We start from the raw sequence: 19,966 nt of genomic DNA, 5'->3' as shown, positions 1-19,966 counted from the left end.
TCCGTATCGGCGCGCCGGCCCCGTGTGTTCGGGGTCGGCCGCGCCGTTCCTGCCCGAAGGCTCACCTGTGAGGACGTGTCGCCCGTGAGGACGCCGGCGGACACCGGACCACTGAGCACCGGCGGGTTGCGCCGCGTGCTGGTCGTACTGTGCGCGACCGAGATCGTCAGCTGGGGGGTGCTGTACTACGCGTTCCCGGTCCTGGCCCCGTCGATCGCGGCCGACACCGGCTGGTCGTTCTCCACGATCACCGCCGGGTTCTCCACGGGACTAGTGGTCTCGGCGCTGGTCGGGATTCCGGCCGGCCGCTGGCTGGACCGGATCGGACCGCGCCCGGTCATGACCGTCGGCTCGGTCCTGGCCGTGCCCGCGGTCGTCGGGATCGCACTCGCGCCGTCGCTGCCGCTGTTCTTCGCTGCCTGGGCACTGGCCGGGGTCGCGATGGCAGGCACCCTCTACCCGCCCGCCTTCGCCGCGCTGACCCGCTGGTGGGGGCCGCGCCGGATGCGGGCGCTGACTGCGCTCACCCTGCTGGCCGGGCTGGCCAGCACCATCTTCGCCCCGCTCACCGCCGCCCTGCTCGGCGCGCTGGGCTGGCGGCACACCTACCTCGCCCTCGCGGTCGTCCTCGCCGCGATCACGATCCCCGCGCACCTGTTCGGGCTCCGCGGCCTCTGGCCCGCGCCCGACCACGCCGAGCATGCCGACCAGCTCGGTGCCGCGCATGCGCCGCAGGACATCGTGCGGAGCCGTGCGTTCCTGCTCCTCGTCCCGGCCATCGCGCTCGGCACGTTTTCCGCGTTCGCGGTCGTGGTCAACCAGATCCCGCTGCTGATCGAGCGCGGGCTGTCGACCTCGGACGCCGCCTGGGCGCTCGGGCTGGGCGGGCTCGGCCAGGTGCTGGGCCGGCTCGGCTACGGCCGGCTCACCACCGCGCTGTCGGTGCGGATGCGTGCCGTGGTGATCCTCGGCCTGTCGGCGGCCGCGACCCTGCTGCTCGGGCTGCTCCCCGGACCCGAGATCCTGCTCGTCGCCGCGGCGATGCTCGCCGGCGCCGCCCGCGGGGTGTTCACGCTGCTGCAGGCCACCGCGATCAGCGACCGATGGGGCGCGGCCCACTACGGGCGCCTCAACGGGCTGCTCTCCGCCCCGGCGATGATCGTCACTGCCCTCGCACCCTGGGTCGGCGCCGCGCTCGCCGTCGCTCTCGGCGGCTACCCCGTCGTGTTCTTCCTGCTGGCCGCCATCGCCGCCCTGGCCGCGCTCCTCGCCACAGGCACCGTTCCCCGACCACCCGCTCCCTCGCCGCCGAGGCCGACCGCGCCCGCGACCGGCCAGGACCAGGTGGATCAACGCTGATCCCGATCAGGAGGTGCAGTTCCGGGGTGAGCCGGCTCATGCGATGACCGTCGATGTTCACCTGCCCGCCCCTTGCCCATCTGGTTCGATGGTGCTGAAGATAGACGGGTGTCGAACCCGCTGCCGCTGCTGATCTCGTCCGCGGCCACCCGCGCCGCGCTCAGCCCCGACGAGGCCACCGAGCTCGCGACGGCGTTCAAGGCCCTCGGGGACCCCGTCCGGCTGCGGCTGCTCTCGTTGATCGCCGCGCACGAGGGGGGCGAGGCCTGCGTCTGCGACATCTCCGGTGCCTTCGACCTGACCGGCCCGACGATCTCGCACCACCTCAAGGTGCTGCGCCAGGCCGGTCTGGTCACCAGCGAGCGCCGCGCCACCTGGGTCTACTACCGGGTCCGCCGCGAGACCGTCGCCCTTCTCGCCGACGTCCTCGTCCCCGGCGGCACGTTGCCCTCGAGCGACTGCTCCTCCGACGGAAGTGAACTCCCCGCATGAGCGCCACCCCCGACATCCACGCAGACCAGGCCGATGAGCCGGTCGTCAAGAAGCTCTCCACCCTCGACCGGTTCCTGGCCGTGTGGATCCTCGCCGCCATGGCGGTCGGCCTCGGCGCCGGCCGGCTGGTCCCCGGTCTCGGCGCGGCCCTGGACGGGATCTCCGTCGACGGTGTCTCGCTGCCGATCGCCCTCGGACTGCTGATCATGATGTATCCGGTGCTGGCGAAGGTCCGCTACGACCGGCTCGGCACCGTGACCGGCGACCGCAGGCTGCTGGTCAGCTCGCTGGTGCTCAACTGGGTACTCGGACCGGCGCTGATGTTCGCCCTGGCGTGGCTGCTGCTGCCCGACCTGCCCGAGTACCGCACCGGGCTGATCATCGTCGGGCTCGCCCGCTGCATCGCCATGGTCATCATCTGGAACGACCTCGCCTGCGGCGACCGCGAGGCCGCCGCCGTCCTCGTGGCGATCAACTCGATCTTCCAGGTCATCGCGTTCGCCGGTCTCGGCTGGTTCTACCTCTCGGTGCTGCCCGGCTGGCTCGGCCTGCCCCAGGCGGACCTGGACGTCTCGGCTTGGCAGATCGCCAAGTCTGTGCTGATCTTCCTCGGGATCCCGCTGGTCGCCGGCTACCTCACCCGCCGGTTCGGGGAGAGGGCCAAGGGCCGCACCTGGTACGAGGAGAGGCTCATCCCGCGCATCGGCCCGTTCGCGCTCTACGGGCTGCTGTTCACCATCGTCATCCTGTTCGCCCTGCAGGGCGACGCGATCACCTCCCGGCCGCTCGACGTCGCCCGCATCGCGCTGCCGCTGCTGGCCTACTTCGCGATCATGTGGCTGGGCTCGCTCGCTCTCGGCAAGGCCGTCGGCCTGGGCTACGACCGCGCCGCCACGCTGGCGTTCACGGCGGCCGGCAACAACTTCGAGCTCGCCATCGCCGTCGCGATCGCGACCTTCGGGGTCACCTCCGGCCAGGCACTCGCCGGGGTGGTCGGACCGCTGATCGAGGTTCCCGTGCTCATCGCCCTGGTCTACGTGTCGCTCGCCCTGCGCAAGCGCTGGTGGGGCGACCACGCAACCGCCCACCGATGAACCCGCGCCAGGGCAGCCGCCCACCGCTGCTCTCCGATGTCGCCGTCCTGGAACGGATGGCGACGGATCTCGCGGCGAAGTTCCCGGGGTTCTTCTCCGAGCAGACCATCTACCGCTACGTCTTCGAGTCCTACACCGCGCTGCGCCGCACCGCGAAGGTCACCACGCACCTGGTGTCGCTGACCCGCAAGTTCGCCACCGACCGGCTCACCGCGCTCGCCCAGTCCGAAGGAGCCATCATGTCCGACGTCCCCGAGGTCCTGTTCGTCTGCGTGCACAACGCCGGCCGCTCCCAGATGGCCGCCGCCCTGCTCGACCACCACGCCCGTGGGCGCGTGCACGTCCGCTCCGCCGGATCCGCACCCGCCGACACCGTCAACCCCGCCGTGCGCGAGGTGATGGCCGAGATCGGCCTGGACCTGTCGAAGGAGTTCCCCAAGCCGCTCACCGACGACGTCGTCCGGGCCGCCGACGTCGTCATCAGCATGGGGTGCGGCGACGCGTGCCCGGTCTACCCGGGCAAGCGCTACCTCGACTGGGACCTCACCGACCCCGCGGGAAAGAGCGCCGAGGAGATCCGCCCGATCCGCGACGACATCGACGCCCGGGTCAGGGCACTGCTCGCCGAGCTCACCACCCCCGCCGCAACCCGGTGAGCCCACAGATGTCAGAGGTGGAAGCGGGTTCTCGGGTCCACGGGGCGTCCGGAGCCGACGCTCGGTTCGGCGTCAGGCCCCGTCGTCGAGCATGTTGCTCCTGTACTCGATCAGTCAGACTTCATCGCGCGGCACGTCGAAGCACGCGACTCCGGGGTCCGTGCCGCCGCGTTCGCGGGGCTGCTGGCACCGGGGCCCCGGGGAGCGGGATTCGCATGACGAACGGCACTTTCGTCGGCTAGGTACCGACGAGAGTGCCGTTCGTCCGGGTGGGAGCCTGACGATTGCCGATCATTCTGCGTACGACCTCGCCCGGCGATGCGGCTCGGCCTCATCCGAAGCTGTTCCGTTCGGGCAACCGCCATCAGCGGGTACGCCCAGGCGAGCACGACGAGGGAGGCGCGATGGCGACCACAGGACCCGAGCAGGTGCCCGCTCCGGCAGGTCCGGCCGCCGCCGCTCGGCCTCCACGCTCCCGGGTGGATGGCGTCGAGCGCACCGGACGCGGTCCGCTCGACGATGTGCGGCCGTTCGTCCCGAGGGCACTGCGGATCAGCGCGGCGCTGGGCTGGCGGTTGCTCGTCGTCGCCGCCGCCTTGTACGTGATCGGCGCGGTGGTGGCGTACCTGGCGGCCATCGTCGTCCCCGTCGCGATCGCCCTGCTGCTCGTCGCCCTGCTGTCCCCCGCGGTCGGCTGGTTGGCCCGGCACCACGTGCCCCGGGGTCTGGCGACGGCGCTGGTGATGGTCGGCGGCCTCGCCGGACTCGGCGGCGTGCTCACGTTCGTGATCATCACCTTCGTCCGCGGACTTCCCGAGCTGGGCAACCAGCTCTCCACCAGTGTCGACGCCGTCGTGACCTGGCTGACCACCGGTCCGCTGCAGCTGAGCGAGCTGCAGTTGCGCAGCATCCAGGACGAGGTATTGGCGACGCTGAGCGCCAACCAGTCGTCCATCACCGCCGGGGCGCTCACCACCGCGGCGACGATCGGGGAGGTGGCCACCGAGCTCCTGCTCGTGGTGTTCGTCCTGATCTTCTTCCTGCACGGCGGGCAGGGCATCTGGCAGTTCGTCCTGGGTGCGGCGCCTGCCGACGTCCGCACCCGGGTGGACGTGGCCGGGCGGCGCGGCCTGGCCGCGCTCGTGAGCTACATCCGGGCGACCGCGATCGTCGCCGTCGTCGACGCCGTCGCCATCGGGATCGGACTCGCCGTGCTCCGCGTCCCGCTTGCCGTCTCGCTGGCCGCGCTGGTCTTCCTCGGCGCGTTCGTGCCGATCATCGGTGCCGTGGTCGCCGGCGGCGTCGCCGTGCTCGTCGCCCTGGTCGCGCAGGGCCCCGTATCGGCCTTGATCGTGCTGGCCATCATCGTCGGGATCATGCAGCTCGAGGGCCACGTCCTGCAGCCCCTGCTGCTCGGCCGGGCCGTGAAGCTCCACCCGCTCGCCGTGATCCTCGCCATCGCCGCAGGACTGCTCGCCGCCGGCATCGCCGGAGCGCTGCTCGCCGTCCCGTTGCTCGCCGTGCTGAACTCCGGGATCCGTTCCCTGCGCAGCGACGCCGACCTGCACACCCGTCCTCAGGACGTCCACACCAGCGAACCCGAGGCCACCGGCCCCGACGAACCCGGCATCGACCGGCAGCCGGAGCTGACGGGCTGACGAGCCCGCCGCCTGCCGATCAGCCGTTCCCGGTGCTCATCCGCGGCGGCGCAGCGCGATGAGTGCGATGTCGTCGTCGCCGGGAGCATCCGCCAGGAGGTCGTCGCACAGCGGACCGAGTTGCCGGCCGGCCATCGCGGTGGCGCGGCGAACCAGCCGGGCCAGGCACTCGTCGAGGTCCACGCCGCGTCGCTCGATCAGCCCGTCGGTGTAGAGGAGCAGCGTCGCGCCGTCCTCCAGGGTGATCCGACCGTCGCCGCGGGGCGTGTCGAGCACGAAACCGAGCGCGCCGCCGCTGTGGCCGTCGAGGACGTCGACGGCTGCGTCCGGATGGATGACCAGCGGCGGTGGGTGCCCGGCGTTGGACCAGGTGACGGTGTGGCTCCGCTGATCCCCGTCTCCGTCTGGGCCGGCCGACAGGCGTGCGTAGATGCCGGTGGTCAGCGTCGCGATCCGCATCCCGATGAGCACGCGGTTGAGCGCGTCGAGGACGACGGAGGGCGGGGCGTCGAGGTGGTAGGCGAAGGCGCGCAGCATGCTTCGCAGCTGGCCCATGACAGCGGCCGCGTCGACGTCGTGGCCTGCGACGTCGCCGACCACGCACGCGAGATCACCGCCGGGCAGGCGGAAGGCGTCGTACCAGTCCCCGCCCACCGCGGCGTCGATCGCGGCGGGTCGGTAGCGCACGCAGATCTCCACGTCGTTCACCTGCGGCGGCGGTTCGGTCATCAACGCGTGTTGCAGCGCCAACGAGTTGTCGCGGACGTGCTCGTACCGCCGACCCTGGTGGACCGCGACGGCTGCGTGATCCGCGATCAGCTGGAACAACTCGAGATCGTCGTCGGAGTAGGGCGTGCGTGCGGCTGCCCCGGCGAACACGATGACCGCCCGCACGAGCCCGTCGGACAGAACCGGGACCGCCGCCACGCCGTGCAGGTCCAGGACTGTGATCAGATCGACGAGGCCGGCCTCGGCCGCCCACTGCGGCCCACCTCGACACGAGGAGAGGATCGGCCGGCCGGCCGCGATCGCGGCGGTCACCGGGTCGTCGCCCGGCCACCGGACCGTCCTCCCCTCCGGCAGAGCGCGTGAGCGGACATCGTCGCGCACGGCGGCCACACTGCAGTGGGTGACGACCGGCAGCCGCGGAGCCCGACCACCCCGCACCGGGCGATCAAGGACATGGACGACGCAGGCATCTGCGAGTACGGGCACGGCGGCTCCGGCCAGCGCGCTCAGCTTCGCCTCCGCGGCGAGCATCGTCGTGGACGCCGTCACGATCCGCAGCAGCACCTGCTCGCGAGCCGCCCGGCGCTCGGCCGACCTGCGCGTGAGCACCTCGCTCGTCGTCTCGACGGCGACGACGAGGACCCCGCGCGCCCGTCCGTCCGCATCGGTCACGGGCGACAACGACACGGTGAAGTACCCCTCCTCGACCTGCCCGTCGCCGTCGCGGTCGAAATCCATCCGCGCGTCGGTCGCACCGTAGGGCTCGCCGGTTCGCCCCACGTCGTCGAGGAACCCGAGCAACCTCGACCCGTCCACCAGCTCCGGCAGCGACTCGCGGAAGGTCAACCCGAGCACCGGCCGGCCACCGGTCAACCGATGGAACGTGTCGTTGGCGTAGATCCACCTGTGTTCCGGACCGTCGAGAACGGCGATGGCGGCAGGGGCGCTGTCCAGAGCGCCGACGAGCCACGGGCGCTGGTCGAGCCCGGTGCGCAGCACGAGCTGCACCACATCGGGCCGCACGGGGGCCGGATCGCTCACCACCACACTGTAGTGAAGAAGCCGGATGCGCAGCGGCGCGTTGCCCGCCGACGCGCGTGCGGCCCTGGACCAGTGAGCCACGCCGGGATGCGCAGGTCCTGCAGGGCCTGGTTTCCGCCGGCGACGGGAACCAGGGTTCGCTCCAGGAAGGGCGTGGGCCTCGGCGAGGGGGAGGTCCGGTCAGGTGCTCGGCGCGGCCGGGTCGGCGCTGAGCTTGGCGATGCGTGAGGTGGTGGGCCAGCGCACGTCGCGCGCCCAGCCCAGCTTCTCGAAGGCCCAGATGACGCGGGCGGACATGTCGACCTGTCCGGGCTGCACGCCGTGGCGGGCGCAGGTGGGGTCGGCATGATGCAGGTTGTGCCAGGACTCGCCCATGGACAGGACTGCCAGCGGCCAGAAGTTGGTGGCCTTGCCCTGCGCGGTGAACGGGCGGTCGCCGATCATGTGGCAGATCGAGTTGATCGACCAGGTGACGTGGTGCAGCACGGCCACGCGGACCAGCCCGGCCCAGAAGAATGCCGTGAGGGCGCCCCAGAATGACATGGTGATCAGGCCGCCGAGCAGGGCGGGCGTGAGCAGGCTGAGCACGGTCCACAACGGGAACAGCCGGCTGATCCGGGCGATGTCGCGGTCGGCGAGCAGGTCGGGGGTGAACCGGGCGGCGTTGGTGCGGTCGCGGCCGAAGAGCCAGCCGAGGTGGGCGTGGAAGAAGCCCTTGGCGAGTGCGGCAGGGGTGGTGCCGAACAGCCACGGGGAGTGCGGGTCGCCCTCCTTGTCGGAGAACGCGTGGTGGCGGCGGTGGTCGGCGACCCAGGTGATGACATCACCCTGCAGCGCAGTGCTACCGGCGATCGCGAGCCCGTTGCGCAGGACCCGGTTGGCCTTGAAGGCGCGGTGGGTGAAGTAGCGGTGGAACCCGACGGTGACGCCGAACCCGGAGAGCAGGTAGAAGCCCGCGGCGAGCCCGATGTCGAGCCAGCTCAGCCCCCATCCCCAGGCCAGGGGTATCGCCGCGACCAGCGCGAGCATCGGGAGCAGCGTGAAGGCGTAGACCAGCGCGCTCTCGCCCGGTGGGCGCCTGCCGTCGAGGACGGGCTTGGCGCGGCCGCTCTGGAGGTCACGGCTGGGTGGCGGGCCGCCGCGTGCGGCCGGGGCGGTCACTGTCGTCATGGTCTGAGTTCTCCTCGGTATGTCGGAACGGGCGGAGTCGTGCTGTGGCCGGTCGATTCGGTGCCGTGATCGTGAAGGTTGCGTCCGGACGACGCCGCGGGCGTCTCGAAAGCCTGCTTCGCCTCCGCGGCCCGGTGGCCCTCGTCGTCCACCGCGAGGGTCGGTCGGTACAGGGATACCCGGAATCGGTCACCTGTAGCACTACATCCGCCGACTACGACATAGCGCTATGATGTAGACACTACGGTGTAGCGGTTCGTACTTCAACCGGAGGTGGGGCAGCACACGGTGACGAGCACGGAGGTGGGCAGGGTGGACGGTGACGCCACACGGAACGGCGGCGCAGGGGCTGCTCGATCGGCGGTCGGGCGACGTTCCGGGTTGTCCCGCGCCGAGATGCTCACCACGGCGCTGGCGCTGATCGACGCCGACGGGGTCGAGGCGCTGTCCATGCGCCGGCTCGGCAAGGCGCTCGGCCGTGACCCGATGCGGCTCTACCGGCACGCGTCCAGCAAGGAGGCACTGCTCGACGGCGTGGTCGATCTCGTGCTGTCCGAGCTGACGGTCCCGGCCGTGCCCGAGGGTGATGACTGGGAGAACGCGCTGCGGCGCACCGCGCACGCCTTCCGGGCGCTCGCCCTCGCCCACCCGCACGTCGTGCCGCTGCTGGTGACCCGCCCGCTGGCCACCCCGCTGGCCATGCGCCCGCTCGGCACGCTGCGCCCGCTCGAGGCCCTGCTGGACCTGCTCATCGGAGCCGGCTTCGACGGGCGTGGCGCGCTGCACGCCTACCGGCTCTACATGGGGTTCCTCTACGGGCACGTGCTCAACGAGCTGCAGGAACGCGTGCAGGATCCGGACGAGAGCGACGACCTGCTGCGGCTGGGCCTCTACCGGCTGCCGGTCCGCGAGTTCCCGCGGCTGCGCGCGCTGGCCGGCGAACTCGCCGCATACGACGGCGAACGAGAACTCGACGAGGGTCTGGACATCGTCCTCGCCGGCCTGCGTCCGCGAGGACGCTCCGACGTGCAGGCATGTGAAGGGAGAGCCCGAGATGCGACCAAGTGACAAGATCACGCACATCGTTCCAGCCGCGGGCTACTACGCGGTGTACCGAGAAGGAGGCGCGACGACCTACAACCCCGTGGCGGCGTGGGTGGTGGTCGAGGACCGGAACGGGATCCAGCGCGTGGACGGCATCGATCCCAGCCGGGTGGGCTGGGACGGCTCGCCCTGCAGCCATGCGGCTGAGTTCGTCGAGTTCGTCTACCGCGAGGAACGCGAGCGGCGTCGCTGAGAACGGGGCGGCGCCTCTACAGCGAGCAGTTACCCGTTCTCGGGGCGGTACCCGCGCACACTCCACGCCCGCGCGGACAGGGTGATCGACCCGTCCGGCGCAACTGGCAGACGTTCGCGCAACAGGTCGCGCAGGGCGGACCGGTGATCGTCGTCAAGCGTCGTGACGTACCCGGGAGCGGGCCCCTGCCCGCCGAGGAAGGGTGTCCAGAGATCGTCGAAGTCACGGAACACGGTGACCACCTCGATCGCCTCCACGGTGACATCGGTGAGGCCGGCGCCGGTCCAGAGCGCGCGCAGCGGATCCGGTCGGCACAGCGGGAACCGCCGGCCCTCCGCCCGGTCGGCGACGCCGGGATCGAGGGCGGTGGCCGCATCCCAGAAGTGGCGGATCATCACCATGCCGTCGGCGTAGTCCCAGACGTAGGCGGCGACCACACCCTCCGGGGTCGCGACCCTGGCCATCTCGGCGGCGGCGCTCTCGGGCTCGGGGACGAAGTTGAGCACCAGCCCGCTCACCACGGCGTCGAACCGGGCATCGGGGACGGGCAGCGCGCGGGCGTCGCCCGTCGCGAACTGCGCTCCCGTGCCGGTCAGGCGATCACGTGCGTGCCTCACGAAGTTCTCGGACGGGTCGATCCCCCGGACTTCGGTCGGCTGCGTCGCCCGCAGAACCGCAGTCGTGAGCGCACCGGTGCCGCAGCCGACGTCGAGCCAATGCAGACCGGCCGGCGCGTCCAGCGAACTCACGAAGGGCTCGGCGATCCGGCGGCTCCACCGGCCGATGTAGCGCTCGTACGCCGCGGCGGCGTTCCACGCTTCGTTGACGCTCATGTCGTCCCCGTCCTCACGAGATCTGCGGGCGCCGTGCTCGCCGCGCAAGGAGCCCGGCGGGTGCGCGGTCCGATCCGCGAGCGTGGCACCTCCGCCGCCGTCTGGCGACCGGCCCAGTGGACGCGGCCGGAATGCGCGCGGCCGATCGGTCAACGGGCGCATCGGGGCTGGTCGGCGCGGGTGAACGGCCCGATACTCGTCCCGTGGCGCTCATGGAGCGGGACGCGCTGCCGGGGGTGGTGGCCGAGCACCTGGACGGTGCCGCGGCCGGGTCCGGGCGGCGGGTGCTGCTGTGCAGGTCTCGCACCCGGCGTGCACGGTCGCGCGGACGTGGTGCGCCCCCTCCGGGGCGGTCGACGTGACCTCGGCAGATCCTGGGGAACAGGTGCTCCTCGAACGGGAGGGCGTGCTCGGCGCGCTCGCCGACCACCTGGCGCGGGCCGATCGCGGCACGGGACGGCTGGTGTTCCTGCACGGCGAGGCCGGCGTCGGGAAGACCGCGGTGCTCGACCGGTTCGCGCTGACGGCGCGCACCACGGCCGAGGTCCTGACCGGGTGGTGCGACCCGTTGAGCACGCCGAGACCGTTGGGGCCGTGGCTGGACGTCGCGCCCGGCCTCGGCGGGGACGTCGAACGCGAGATGGCCCGCGCGTCGGGCTCACCGGGCGGTCTGTCGCACGTCCTCCGGCTGTTGAGGACGGAGTTCGAAGCCCGCACCAGCACCGTCGTGGTGCTGGAGGACCTGCACTGGGCGGACGAGGCATCCCTCGACCTGCTCTGCCTGCTGGCCAGGCGGCTGAGCCGGTGCCGCGTCCTCGTCGTCGCCTCCTATCGCGACGACGAGATCGCCCCGAACCGCCCGCTCCGCGTGCTGTTCGGACATCTGGCGGGCGTGCCGGGCGTGTATCGCGAGGCGATCGAGCTGTTGAGCCTGCCCGCCGTGGCCCGGCTCGCGGCGGGCAGAGGGCTGGACGTCGATCAGCTGTACCAGGTGACCGGGGGCAACCCCTTCTACGTGACCGAGGTGCTGGCCGCCGGCGGAGCGGGGATTCCGGAGAGCGTCGCCGACGCCGTGGCGGCCCGGCTGAGCCGGGTCTCCACCGCCGCGCGGGACGTCGCCGAGGCCGTGGCGATTCTCGGTTCGCCGGCCCCGGTGCCCCTCGTCGTCCGCCTCAGCGGCCAGGCGTTGACGGCGGCCGACGACCTGCTGAGCGCCGGCCTGCTGCGAGCGTCGGCGGGCGGGCTCGGCTTCCGGCACGAGCTGGCTCGCAGGGCGATGCTGGACACGATCCCGCATGCGCGTCGGGCGAGCCTGCACGCTCAGGTCCTCGAGCTGCTCCGGACCGACCCGGTAGGCGGAGAGGACAGCGCCGTGCTGGCCCACCACGCGGCGGCCGCCGGGGACGTAGGGGCGGTACTCGTGCACGCACCCGCCGCGGCGCGCATGGCGGCTGCTGTGGGCGCCTATCGCGAGGCGGCCGCCCACCTGCGTCGCGCCGTGGCGGTCTGCTCAGGGCTGCCGCCCGGGCAGCGTCACTCCCTGGTGGAGCAGTTCGGCCAGGTCGCGGCCGTGGCCAACGAGCTCACCGACGCGGCTACCGCGCTGCGCTCCGCCGCGGAGCTGCGCCATGCGGCGGGGGATCGGCTGCGGGAGGGAGACGACCTGCGCTGGCTGTCGTACGTGTTGTGGCCGTTGGGCCGGTGCGCCGAGGCCGTGGAGATCGGGGACGGCGCGGTCCGGGCTCTCGACGATCTGCCGCCGTCCCGCGAGCTGGCGGAGGCGTACGTCAACATGTGCCGGCTCGGCACGCTCAGCCAGAGCGGTGTCGCGAACGCGCGGCGCTACGCGGAACGCACCATCGCTCTCGGCCGCGAGCTCGAGGATCCGGAGACCGTCTGGGAGGCGCGGTTCCACCTCGCCCTGACCCGGTTCGTCTGCGCCGAGGACGGGGATCCCGAGGCCGCGTGGACGGAGGCCGAGGCGGCTCGGGACGGCGCGCTGCACGCTGGGTTCGTCGACGCCGCGGCGTTCATGACGATGCTGATGGGGATGTGCTCGGCATGGCACCGTGACCACGGCCGTGCCGACGCGGCGTACGACCTGCTGGAGCGGTTGTCGACGGATCGGGACCTGCTGAGCTTCGGTGCGGTGAACCGTGCGCAGCACAGCTACCGCCTCCTGCAGGACGGCCGGTGGGACGAGGCGGCCGCCACCGCCGCGGCAGTTCTCGATCACCCCGGCCCACCGCCCGTCGCGCGGGTGTTGCCGCTCGCGGTGCTCGGCCTGATCCGCGCCCGTCGAGGCGATCCGGAGGCGTGCGAACCGCTGGCCGAGGCGCTCGCCGTTCCCGAGCCGAACATGACCCTGCTGGCCAGGGCGTTCCGGGCCGAGGCGGCGTGGCTGGAGGGCGACGACGAGCGGGCATCGGCCGAGGCACACCAGGGGCTCGGCGCCGCCACCGGCCACACCGATCCCTGGCTCACCGGCGAGCTCGCCCGCTGGGTCTTCTTGTCCGGCGGCGACGTCCCTGCCGTCCGCGCCGCGGGACCGGTCGCCCTGGAACTGGCCGGGGAGTGGCGGTCGGCTGCCCAGCGGTGGGAGGAGCGTGGCTGCCCGTACGACGCGGCGCTCGCCCGGCTCACCGGTGACGTGCCCGCGCTCCTGCAGGCGCGGCAGACGTTCGCCGCGTTCGGCGCGCATGCCGCCGAGCGCATCGCGGCGGCGCGGCTGCGGGCAAGGGGAGTGCGCTCGGGAGCCCGGGGGCCCCGGGCGGCGACCCGGGGCAACCCGCACGGGCTGACCACCCGGCAGCTCGAGATCCTCCGTCTGGTGGCCGAGGGGCTGACCGGGCCGCAGATCGCCGCGCGCCTCCACCTGTCCCCGAAGACCGTCGATCACCACGTCGGCGCCGCGCTCACCGTGCTCGGCGTGCACAGCCGCGCGGACGCCGTGCGCGCCGTGTTCGGCGGGAACGATCGCTGAGCTCTGCTCCGTCACCGGCCGGGCACGCGGCGTACTTGGGGTGCGAGCCCGGTGAATCTGGGGTGTCCCGCCCGATGAGTCCGACACCGACCGACTTCTAGTGTCTCCGCTCGACATCAGCGGGACCGGGAGGGTGCGGTGCCTCGGTACTTGATCGAACGCGTGCTTCCGGAGGGCCTCGGCGCCTTCCTCGTCGAGCACCCGGTGTCGCAGATCGTCCTGACCAACACCGAGCTCGGCGTGGCCTGGCTGTACAGCTACGTGGACTCGGGAAGCACGTGCCTCTTCTGCCTCTACGAGGCGCCGACCCCCGAGGCGATCCGCAAGGCCGCCCGCCGGGCCGGCCTGCCGATCACGGTGATCCACCGGGTCACCGTCCTCGAGCCGCACGCATATCCGTCAGCGCCATGAACCAGCGCCGGGCCGTCGCCGGCCACCGGGAGCTCCACGAGCTCGGGTTCGAGACCCCTGTGCACATGGCCGACCTGTCCACCTGAGGAGAACCGGATGAACCACGTCCGAGGACCGGACCGCAACCAGGGGGCGAACCCGCCGTCCCGGCCCGGGAGCAGCACGTCCGAACATCGACGACCCGGGTACCCGAAGATCGCACTCGCGGCGGCGGGCGCGATCGCGTTGGCGCTCGCCGGTGGGGTGTACTGGGCCGTTCAGGCGCCCGGCACGGGACAGGTGCGGCCGGTGGCCGCCCAGGTGCAGCTCGAGCCCGTCTCCACGGCGGGAACCAGCCCGTTCATGACGCCGGTCGGCGCCGACCAGGCCGGGATCACCCCACCGGCGGGCACCGGCGGCGAGTTCACCGGCGACACCCAGGGGCTCTACGGCGAGACCGGCGACGAACCCAGCTGTGACAGCCCGTCGCTGCTGGCCAACCTGCAGACCGACCCGACGAAGGCAGCCGCGTGGGCGGAGGCCGTCGGGATCGCCACCGCGGACATCCCCGGCTACGTCCACAGCCTGAACCCGGTCGTGCTGCGCTCGGACACCGCGGTGACCAGCTACGGGTACGAGGACGGCACCTTCTTCGCCTACCCGGCCGTGCTGCAGGCCGGCACCTCGGTGTTCGTCAACGGCTACGGCGAACCCAGGGTCAAGTGCTTCAGCGGCAACCCGCTGAGCGAGGCCCAGTCGTACCCGCAGGCCGGCCACGCCGGCCCCGCCTGGGGGCACTTCCAGCCGGCCACGGTCACCTATGTCCGGCCCGCGTCCACGGTCGTCCAGAACTACACCGTGGTGAACGTCAAGAACGGCGGGTCGGGCCACCGCCCCGGCAAGCACTGGCCCGGTGAGGAAGGCGGCTACTGCACGCGGCACCCGGACTCGGACAAGTGCAACGGCGGCAAGCCCACCGGTCCGACACCGGCAGAGATCAAGGAGCAGGAGAAGCTCGACAAGGCGGCGGCGGACGCGCGGCAGCTGGCGGAGCAGGCCCGCAAGGGCGCGACCGAAGCCCGCGCGAAGGCCGACCGGCTGAACCAGGAGGCCGGCCAGGCCCAGCTGGAGATGGAGAAGGCGAAGGGCGCCTTCGATGCCAAGGAGAAAATGCACGAGGCGCTCGCGAATGCTCTCCTCCCGGCCGAGCTGGCCGTGTACGAGGCGATCAAGGCTTACGAAAAGTACCCGACGCCCGAAAACCTGACTGCGCGGGAGCAGGCGAAGCGAACCTACAACCAGCTCACAGACGCCTATAGCAAGGTTGCTGCCGAGACGGCTCAGGCGAAGAAGGACTTCGAGGCCGCCGAAGCGACCGCACGGGAGAAGGCCGACCAGGCGAAGTACGCCGGGTCTGCGGCGACGAGCGCCGAGGGGGGTGCGGCGCACGCCGAGGAGGTGGCCAAGAAGTCCGAGGAGGCCGCCGAGCAGGGGCCGGTGAAGAAGCCCAAGCCGCGCGACGGCAACGAGGTCGGCAACGGCGACAAGGCCGGCGAGGTCGGAGCGAACCCGCAGGGTGAGACGCCGCAGGACGGCGACAAGCCCGTCGACCCGCCGATGCCGCCCGCGGAGGCCGAGCCCGGTGGGGGAGCCCGGCCCGGCGAGCCCGAGCAGCAGCTCGGCCCGGACAACGGCGTGCCGCTCGAGCAGCCGTCGGCCTGCCCCGACGCCGCCCGCCCGGAGCAGCCCGGCTGCGAGAACCCGCCCGAACCGGCCACCGAGGCCGAGCCCGAGGAACCCGCTCCCGACAACGGGGCCATCGAGGCCGAGCCCGAGCAACCCGCGCCCGGCGCGGGGCAATCGCCACAAGGCGCCGACGGCAGCGACCAGCAGCCGCCCGAGGGCCCGTCACCACAGGACGAGAACACCGAGCAGCCGGACACCGACGGCCAGCCAGGGGAAGGCGGCTGAACCCGACCGGAATCACCGGCCCAACCAGAGCCCGGGCTCCAGTTCACGGCACGGACCGGAGCCCGGCTCCGTCCCTTCCACCACTCATCTCGGGAGCGCACCCATGAACCGTCTCCGTCAGAGCCGAACCGCGGCCACGATCGCCGTGGTGATCACCGGTCTCGCGGTGGTCTACACCCTTGCCCTGCTGGCAGGCCTCCCGGACCCGGGCTGGGCCCACCTGCCCCGCGGCATCATCCACCTCGGCGAGCTCGCCGCCGTCGTGGCGCTGGCCCTGTGCGGCGCCGCCGGCGGGGAACTGCTCGCACGGATCGGTCTCGCCGCGGCCGGTCTCGGCGCGCTGCTGCTGGCCGTGGCCGAGGTCGGCACCGAGGGCAGCCCCGCGCTCAGCAACACCCTGTTCACCATCGCGCCGGTCCTCGTCGGGCTCGGCCTGGTCCTGGCCGGCATCGCGGTGATCCGCACCGGTCTCTGGAGCAGCTGGCGCAGGTACGTCCCCCTCGTGCTGGGAGCCTACGTCTTCGTCGTCATGACCCCGGTCATCGCGGCCTCGGGCGGACCGCCCGCCGTCGCCTCCCTGTGGGTGCTGACGGGCTGGGAGGTCCTCTGGGTTCTGATCGCCGTTGCCGTGCTGACCGAGACGGCCCCCGCGGTACGCGACAGCACGGCCCCGGTCGTGGAAGGGAGGACCTGAGCTACGCTTCCAGGTGGCCGAATCGAGAAGGCCGCCTCAGGGATTCCGCCGGGGTCGTTGCTGCGGATCGATCCACTTCGGGGGGATGAACTCCGGTCTCCCGTCCCGCATCTGGACCGTCCATCCGGAATGGTGGATCAGGCGGTGGTGCGCCTTGCACAACATCACCAGGTTGCACAGCACGGTGTGGCCGTCGTGTTCCCATTCGAGGATGTGGTGGATTTCGCACCAGGCCGGCGGACGATCGCAGCCGGGGTGGGCGCATCCGCGGTCGCGGGCGGTGACCGCGCGGCGTAGTCCGTCGGGGATGACCCGGGTGGAGCGGCCCACATCGAGGGGTTGTCCGCCGCCGTTCATGACGATCGGGACGACGGCGGCGTCGCAGGCGAGCATGCGCAGTGACTCGGGGGTGAGGGTGCCGCCGAAGTCCAGCATCGCCGACCGTGCCCGCTGCTCCAGGTCCTCCAGTCGGATGATGACGTTGAGCTGCGGCCGGCGGCCGCCGGTGTCGGGCAGGGTGTCGGCCTCGCCGTGGGCGAGGACGTACCCGCAGGCATCGGCCAACGCTTCGGCCTGGCGTTGTGCGGTGGGGCGCTGGTCGTCGCGGCCGAGGGGTGTGGAGTTGGCGTCGATGACGGTGGCGATCGCGTCGAACATGGCTGCGTCCTCGAACCGGCCGGTGATCTTCCCGCCGGATCCGTCGCGGTGACGACGCAGGTGCAGTGCGTTGACCGGGGCGGGTGGGGTGTCGTCGGGTTCGGGGCCGTCGTCGTCGAGGGCTTCGATCAGCTGGGCACCGAGGTTGCGCAGTTGCGTGGGCCGGTACTCGCCGGCCAGGGCGGCGAGTTGTTCTTCCAGCCCGCCGCGTTGGGCGTCGGTGAGCCGCCCCGCCGCCGGGGTGTTCAGCAGGCCGGCGATGACCTCGACGTGACGCAGACCGGCTTGCCCGGCGGCGAACGCCTTCGCGGTGGCCGGCAGCCGGGCGGGGAGCATGGTGCCGTCGAGGCCGATCTGCTCGCACGCCTGTTCGGCGGCGAGGACGCGGCGGTGGGCTTCGTGCCGGTCACAGCCGAGTAGGTCGGTCAACGCGCCGGTGGTGTCGCGGTAGCCGCGTTCGGCGAAGGTCCCACGACGTTGCAGGATGGCCGTCGTGGCGACTGTGAGGTGCTCCAACTGCCGGGAGAGGCCCTCGCTGAGGGTGAGCACCGACAACAGCTCGGAATCCGAGGCCAGTCCTGATTCCGCGGCCTGCCGCAATTCGTCGAACGCCTCGTGGAGGTGTTCGTATGCGGTCGCGACTGCGGGCATGTCTCGAGTTTAATAGAACATGTGTTCGAAGGCGGCGGCCGTTCGGGTGATGAATGCGTTTGCGATTGTGAACGCTGGTGGTGGAACTACTGATTGCGTGGTCGCCCGGCGAGATGCTCGGCTTCTTCGCCCAGGTCGGCGAACGGGATGGGGCAGCCCGGCGTGCACGAGCACTCCGCGAGGTCGCTGCACCCGGCGGTGATCACGTCGGTCAGGGTGGCCCGCACCAGGTCCAGCTCGGCGATCTTTGCCTCGACCTCGGCCCGCTTCCGGGTCGCGGCCTCGCGCAGGCCCGGGCGGGGGCCCCGGTGCGAGCCGACCTCGATCAGCTCGGAGATCTCGTCCAGGGTGAACCCGAGCCGGGCGAGTCCCCGGATGACGCGCAGCACCGTGACCGACTCCGGGTCGTACTCGCGGTGCCCGCCCAGGGTGCGCCGCGGGGCAGGCAGCAGCCCCCGGCGCTCGTAGTAGCGCAGCGTCTGCACGTTCACCCCGGCCGCCCTGGCCAGCTGTCCCGATCGCAGCGTCCGGCTCACGTGGTCGCTCGCGGGTCGGCGGCGACGCGCGCGGCGGCGGCCCGGCGGGCGAGGCCGTCCAGCACGGCGATGCGCGCCTCGGGCACCCGTACGTCCAGCGTGAGGCCGTCGGCGACGGCAGCCACTCGGAAGCCGAAGAACGTGCAGCACGAGGACTCCCGCGCCGTCAGGTCCCGGGCACGTGCCTCCACGCCGGCCTCGGCCTCGAGGTGCAGCCGCAGCCAGGTCGGCGCCCGCCGTTCCACGCCGCGCAGCGACCTCGCGAACAGCGCGTCGAACTCGGTCTCGCGCAGCGGCCGCTCGGGCGTCGGCAACGTGCACGCGTCGACCGGTGCCCAGGCCGCCGGCGCCGGCTCGGCTCCGGTCGCCGGGGCCATCGCGTCGCTGGTCCCGCCGGGCCTGCTCGCACCCGTTCCGCTCACTGCGACCACCTCCTGGCGGCCCGCCCACGGGGCCCGACGCCCACGCTAAACCCGTACCCGGGTATCGGATTCAAGAGCACGATGACGCAGACCAGCGGTTGTCCGGCGCTCGTTGTGCCGGGATCGGGTCGTGGATACGGTGCCGGGGTGCAGCAGGGGACCGCAGGTCGCGACTCTCCTCGGGTCGTCACCTTCGACCTCTTCAGCGCCCTCACCGACTCCCGGCGCGGTGCCGCTGCCGCCTTCGGCGAGATCGCCGCGGAGCGCGGCTGGTCGGTGCCGGGGGAGGAGCTCTACGACGTCTGGGACCGGCACAACAAGGAGCAGCAGCGCCGTGCCGTCGCCGGTGCTCGGACGTCGTTCCGGGAGCTGTCGCTCGCTGCCCTCCGCCTCGCGTACGAGCAGCTCGGACTGCGCGGGCGCCCGGAGGCCGATCTCGACCTCCTGTGGCGGAGCGTGGCGCGGTGGCCGCTCTGGGCCGACGTCGCGGAGGGGGTCGCGGCGGTCGCGGCGCATGCCTCGGTCGGGATCCTGTCCAACGTGGACGACGAGCTCGTCGTCACCACCCGCGCCTACCCGCTGGTCGATCCGCGGTGGGTGCTGACCTCGCAACGGCTCGGGGCGTTCAAGCCGGGGCCGGCGATCTACCTGCGGGCGGCGCGGGCCGCACCCGGGCTGGTGCACGTGGCCGCATCGGCGCGGGACGTCCGTGGGGCGTTGGAGGCGGGGATCCCGACGGTGCGACTCGTCCGTCCGGGGCACCGGGTCGACCCCGGGGGGCCGGCCCCGACCGTCGAGATCTCCGACGCCCGGGACCTCCCGGGCGCCCTCGCCCAGCTGGGGCGTGCCGGTCAGGACAGCACGCGGATCTGGAACGGGTAGTCGTAGGGCCGGTCGTCGGCGGCGCGGACCGCGCCCTTGATGTGGCACCACGCGGACACCAGGAACAGCACGATGATCAGCGGGATGCCGATGATCGCGCCGATGACGGTGGCGATCAGCAGCCAGCTGAGCAGGTAGAGCAGCCAGAAGGACAGGTTGAAGTTGAACGCGCCGGCGGCGGCCCGGCGGGGGTACGGGTCGTCCTTCTTCACGAGCCAGACGAGCAGCGGGCCGAGCAGGCTCAGCGTTCCGGCGCTCAGCAACGCCGCGATCGGCGCGGACAGGTGGGCGAGGATCGCGGCGACGCGTCCGCTCCCGGACGGTGTGGACGGCGTTCCGTACTGGCGCGGTTGCGACATCGGGTCCTCTTCCTCCGCGGTGGCTTCGTCCAGGGTCAACGACCGGGCCCGACTCGTGGTGCCGGGCTCGGTCGGCTCGAGGCCCATGTTGG

Annotated in this window: 19 protein-coding genes and 1 pseudogene; 13 read left to right on the top strand and 7 right to left on the bottom strand. The window is 72.3% G+C overall.

Going from position 1 to position 19,966, the window contains the following annotated elements; genetic code table 11:
* The first annotated feature begins 84 nt into the window (after positions 1 to 84).
* The 6 genes and pseudogenes from FB558_RS03070 to FB558_RS03050 all read left to right on the top strand — a co-directional run bounded on the left by FB558_RS03070 (position 85) and on the right by FB558_RS03050 (position 5,259).
* Positions 85 to 1,359 (top strand): MFS transporter, encoded by a 1,275-nt coding sequence (locus FB558_RS03070; protein WP_211366044.1) that lies wholly within the window; start codon positions 85 to 87, stop codon positions 1,357 to 1,359.
* 108 nt (positions 1,360 to 1,467) lie between these two features.
* A complete protein-coding gene (locus FB558_RS03065) occupies positions 1,468 to 1,851 on the top strand; it encodes an ArsR/SmtB family transcription factor (RefSeq protein ID WP_142047889.1) in 384 nt (127 codons plus the stop codon).
* Positions 1,848 to 2,945 (top strand): ACR3 family arsenite efflux transporter, encoded by a 1,098-nt coding sequence (gene arsB / locus FB558_RS03060; protein WP_142047887.1) that lies wholly within the window; start codon positions 1,848 to 1,850, stop codon positions 2,943 to 2,945. Before FB558_RS03065 ends, arsB begins: the two co-directional genes overlap by 4 nt.
* A pseudogene (locus tag FB558_RS45440) lies at positions 2,942 to 3,106 on the top strand (arsenate reductase ArsC); the annotation flags it as partial. The gene arsB and the pseudogene FB558_RS45440, both read left to right, overlap by 4 nt.
* Positions 3,107 to 3,184: 78 nt before the next feature.
* Entirely contained in the window at positions 3,185 to 3,601 is a 417-nt protein-coding gene (locus FB558_RS43785) for an arsenate reductase ArsC (protein ID WP_211366490.1), read from the top strand.
* A 404-nt stretch (positions 3,602 to 4,005) separates the two neighbouring features.
* Positions 4,006 to 5,259, top strand: a complete 1,254-nt coding sequence (locus tag FB558_RS03050) for an AI-2E family transporter (RefSeq protein WP_142047883.1) — start codon at positions 4,006 to 4,008, stop codon at positions 5,257 to 5,259.
* A gap of 36 nt (positions 5,260 to 5,295) precedes the next feature.
* Here the strand turns inward: FB558_RS03050 and FB558_RS03045 are convergent, their stop codons facing one another.
* Both FB558_RS03045 and FB558_RS03040 read right to left on the bottom strand, forming a co-directional pair.
* A complete protein-coding gene (locus FB558_RS03045) occupies positions 5,296 to 7,029 on the bottom strand; it encodes a SpoIIE family protein phosphatase (RefSeq protein WP_170231163.1) in 1,734 nt (577 codons plus the stop codon).
* 180 nt (positions 7,030 to 7,209) lie between these two features.
* On the bottom strand, positions 7,210 to 8,199 hold the full coding sequence (locus FB558_RS03040; RefSeq protein ID WP_142047879.1) for an acyl-CoA desaturase: 990 nt from the start codon (positions 8,197 to 8,199) through the stop codon (positions 7,210 to 7,212).
* A 381-nt stretch (positions 8,200 to 8,580) separates the two neighbouring features.
* Between FB558_RS03040 and FB558_RS03035 the strand changes: the two genes are divergently transcribed.
* Both FB558_RS03035 and FB558_RS03030 read left to right on the top strand, forming a co-directional pair.
* Entirely contained in the window at positions 8,581 to 9,267 is a 687-nt protein-coding gene (locus FB558_RS03035; RefSeq protein ID WP_246106228.1) for a TetR/AcrR family transcriptional regulator C-terminal domain-containing protein, read from the top strand.
* The gene (locus tag FB558_RS03030; RefSeq protein ID WP_142047877.1) at positions 9,254 to 9,496 is read left to right on the top strand and encodes a hypothetical protein; all 243 of its coding nucleotides are present in this window, start codon (positions 9,254 to 9,256) and stop codon (positions 9,494 to 9,496) included. Before FB558_RS03035 ends, FB558_RS03030 begins: the two co-directional genes overlap by 14 nt.
* Before the next feature lie 29 nt (positions 9,497 to 9,525).
* Here the strand turns inward: FB558_RS03030 and FB558_RS03025 are convergent, their stop codons facing one another.
* A complete protein-coding gene (locus tag FB558_RS03025; protein ID WP_142047875.1) occupies positions 9,526 to 10,329 on the bottom strand; it encodes a class I SAM-dependent methyltransferase in 804 nt (267 codons plus the stop codon).
* Positions 10,330 to 10,714: 385 nt separating this feature from the next.
* On the opposite strand from FB558_RS03025, the gene FB558_RS03020 reads away from it, so the two are divergent.
* From FB558_RS03020 to FB558_RS03005, 4 genes are all read left to right on the top strand, one after another.
* Positions 10,715 to 13,312, top strand: a complete 2,598-nt coding sequence (locus FB558_RS03020) for an ATP-binding protein (RefSeq protein WP_170231162.1) — start codon at positions 10,715 to 10,717, stop codon at positions 13,310 to 13,312.
* Positions 13,313 to 13,450: 138 nt separating this feature from the next.
* Positions 13,451 to 13,723, top strand: a complete 273-nt coding sequence (locus FB558_RS03015) for a DUF4242 domain-containing protein (protein WP_142047871.1) — start codon at positions 13,451 to 13,453, stop codon at positions 13,721 to 13,723.
* A 96-nt stretch (positions 13,724 to 13,819) separates the two neighbouring features.
* The gene (locus tag FB558_RS03010) at positions 13,820 to 15,673 is read left to right on the top strand and encodes a DUF6777 domain-containing protein (RefSeq protein WP_142047869.1); all 1,854 of its coding nucleotides are present in this window, start codon (positions 13,820 to 13,822) and stop codon (positions 15,671 to 15,673) included.
* Between the two features lie 103 nt (positions 15,674 to 15,776).
* Entirely contained in the window at positions 15,777 to 16,367 is a 591-nt protein-coding gene (locus FB558_RS03005; protein ID WP_142047867.1) for a hypothetical protein, read from the top strand.
* A gap of 36 nt (positions 16,368 to 16,403) precedes the next feature.
* Here FB558_RS03005 and FB558_RS03000 read toward each other — a convergent pair whose 3' ends face one another.
* The 3 genes from FB558_RS03000 to FB558_RS02990 all read right to left on the bottom strand — a co-directional run bounded on the left by FB558_RS03000 (position 16,404) and on the right by FB558_RS02990 (position 18,633).
* On the bottom strand, positions 16,404 to 17,675 hold the full coding sequence (locus tag FB558_RS03000) for an HNH endonuclease signature motif containing protein (protein ID WP_142047865.1): 1,272 nt from the start codon (positions 17,673 to 17,675) through the stop codon (positions 16,404 to 16,406).
* 86 nt (positions 17,676 to 17,761) lie between these two features.
* Positions 17,762 to 18,211: a MerR family transcriptional regulator gene (locus FB558_RS02995; RefSeq protein ID WP_142047863.1), complete on the bottom strand. Its 450-nt coding sequence runs from the start codon at positions 18,209 to 18,211 to the stop codon at positions 17,762 to 17,764.
* Positions 18,208 to 18,633: a hypothetical protein gene (locus FB558_RS02990; protein ID WP_211366041.1), complete on the bottom strand. Its 426-nt coding sequence runs from the start codon at positions 18,631 to 18,633 to the stop codon at positions 18,208 to 18,210. The genes FB558_RS02995 and FB558_RS02990 overlap by 4 nt, the downstream gene beginning before the upstream one ends.
* A gap of 147 nt (positions 18,634 to 18,780) precedes the next feature.
* Here FB558_RS02990 and FB558_RS02985 point away from each other — a divergent pair, with 147 nt between their 5' ends.
* Positions 18,781 to 19,515 (top strand): HAD family hydrolase, encoded by a 735-nt coding sequence (locus FB558_RS02985; RefSeq protein ID WP_142047861.1) that lies wholly within the window; start codon positions 18,781 to 18,783, stop codon positions 19,513 to 19,515.
* On the opposite strand, the gene FB558_RS02980 is transcribed toward FB558_RS02985, so the two are convergent.
* Positions 19,485 to 19,961 (bottom strand): DUF4870 domain-containing protein, encoded by a 477-nt coding sequence (locus FB558_RS02980; RefSeq protein ID WP_246106227.1) that lies wholly within the window; start codon positions 19,959 to 19,961, stop codon positions 19,485 to 19,487. The genes FB558_RS02985 and FB558_RS02980 overlap by 31 nt on opposite strands.
* Between the last annotated feature and the right edge of the window lie 5 nt (positions 19,962 to 19,966).

Origin of the sequence: Pseudonocardia kunmingensis (assembly GCF_006716445.1) — a bacterium.
Lineage (GTDB): Bacteria > Actinomycetota > Actinomycetes > Mycobacteriales > Pseudonocardiaceae > Pseudonocardia > Pseudonocardia kunmingensis.
This window is presented reverse-complemented; position numbering and strand designations above follow the sequence as displayed.

Excerpts from the sequence above, each read along its gene's own strand:
- arsB (WP_142047887.1), top strand. The coding sequence starts at position 1,848 with ATGAGCGCCACCCCCGACATCCACGCAGACCAGGCCGATGAGCCGGTC.
- FB558_RS43785 (WP_211366490.1), top strand. The coding sequence starts at position 3,185 with ATGTCCGACGTCCCCGAGGTCCTGTTCGTCTGCGTGCACAACGCCGGC.
- FB558_RS03050 (WP_142047883.1), top strand. The coding sequence starts at position 4,006 with ATGGCGACCACAGGACCCGAGCAGGTGCCCGCTCCGGCAGGTCCGGCC.
- FB558_RS03040 (WP_142047879.1), bottom strand. The coding sequence starts at position 8,199 with ATGACGACAGTGACCGCCCCGGCCGCACGCGGCGGCCCGCCACCCAGC.
- FB558_RS03030 (WP_142047877.1), top strand. The coding sequence starts at position 9,254 with ATGCGACCAAGTGACAAGATCACGCACATCGTTCCAGCCGCGGGCTAC.
- FB558_RS03025 (WP_142047875.1), bottom strand. The coding sequence starts at position 10,329 with ATGAGCGTCAACGAAGCGTGGAACGCCGCCGCGGCGTACGAGCGCTAC.
- FB558_RS03010 (WP_142047869.1), top strand. The coding sequence starts at position 13,820 with ATGAACCACGTCCGAGGACCGGACCGCAACCAGGGGGCGAACCCGCCG.
- FB558_RS03005 (WP_142047867.1), top strand. The coding sequence starts at position 15,777 with ATGAACCGTCTCCGTCAGAGCCGAACCGCGGCCACGATCGCCGTGGTG.
- FB558_RS03000 (WP_142047865.1), bottom strand. The coding sequence starts at position 17,675 with ATGCCCGCAGTCGCGACCGCATACGAACACCTCCACGAGGCGTTCGAC.
- FB558_RS02980 (WP_246106227.1), bottom strand. The coding sequence starts at position 19,961 with ATGGGCCTCGAGCCGACCGAGCCCGGCACCACGAGTCGGGCCCGGTCG.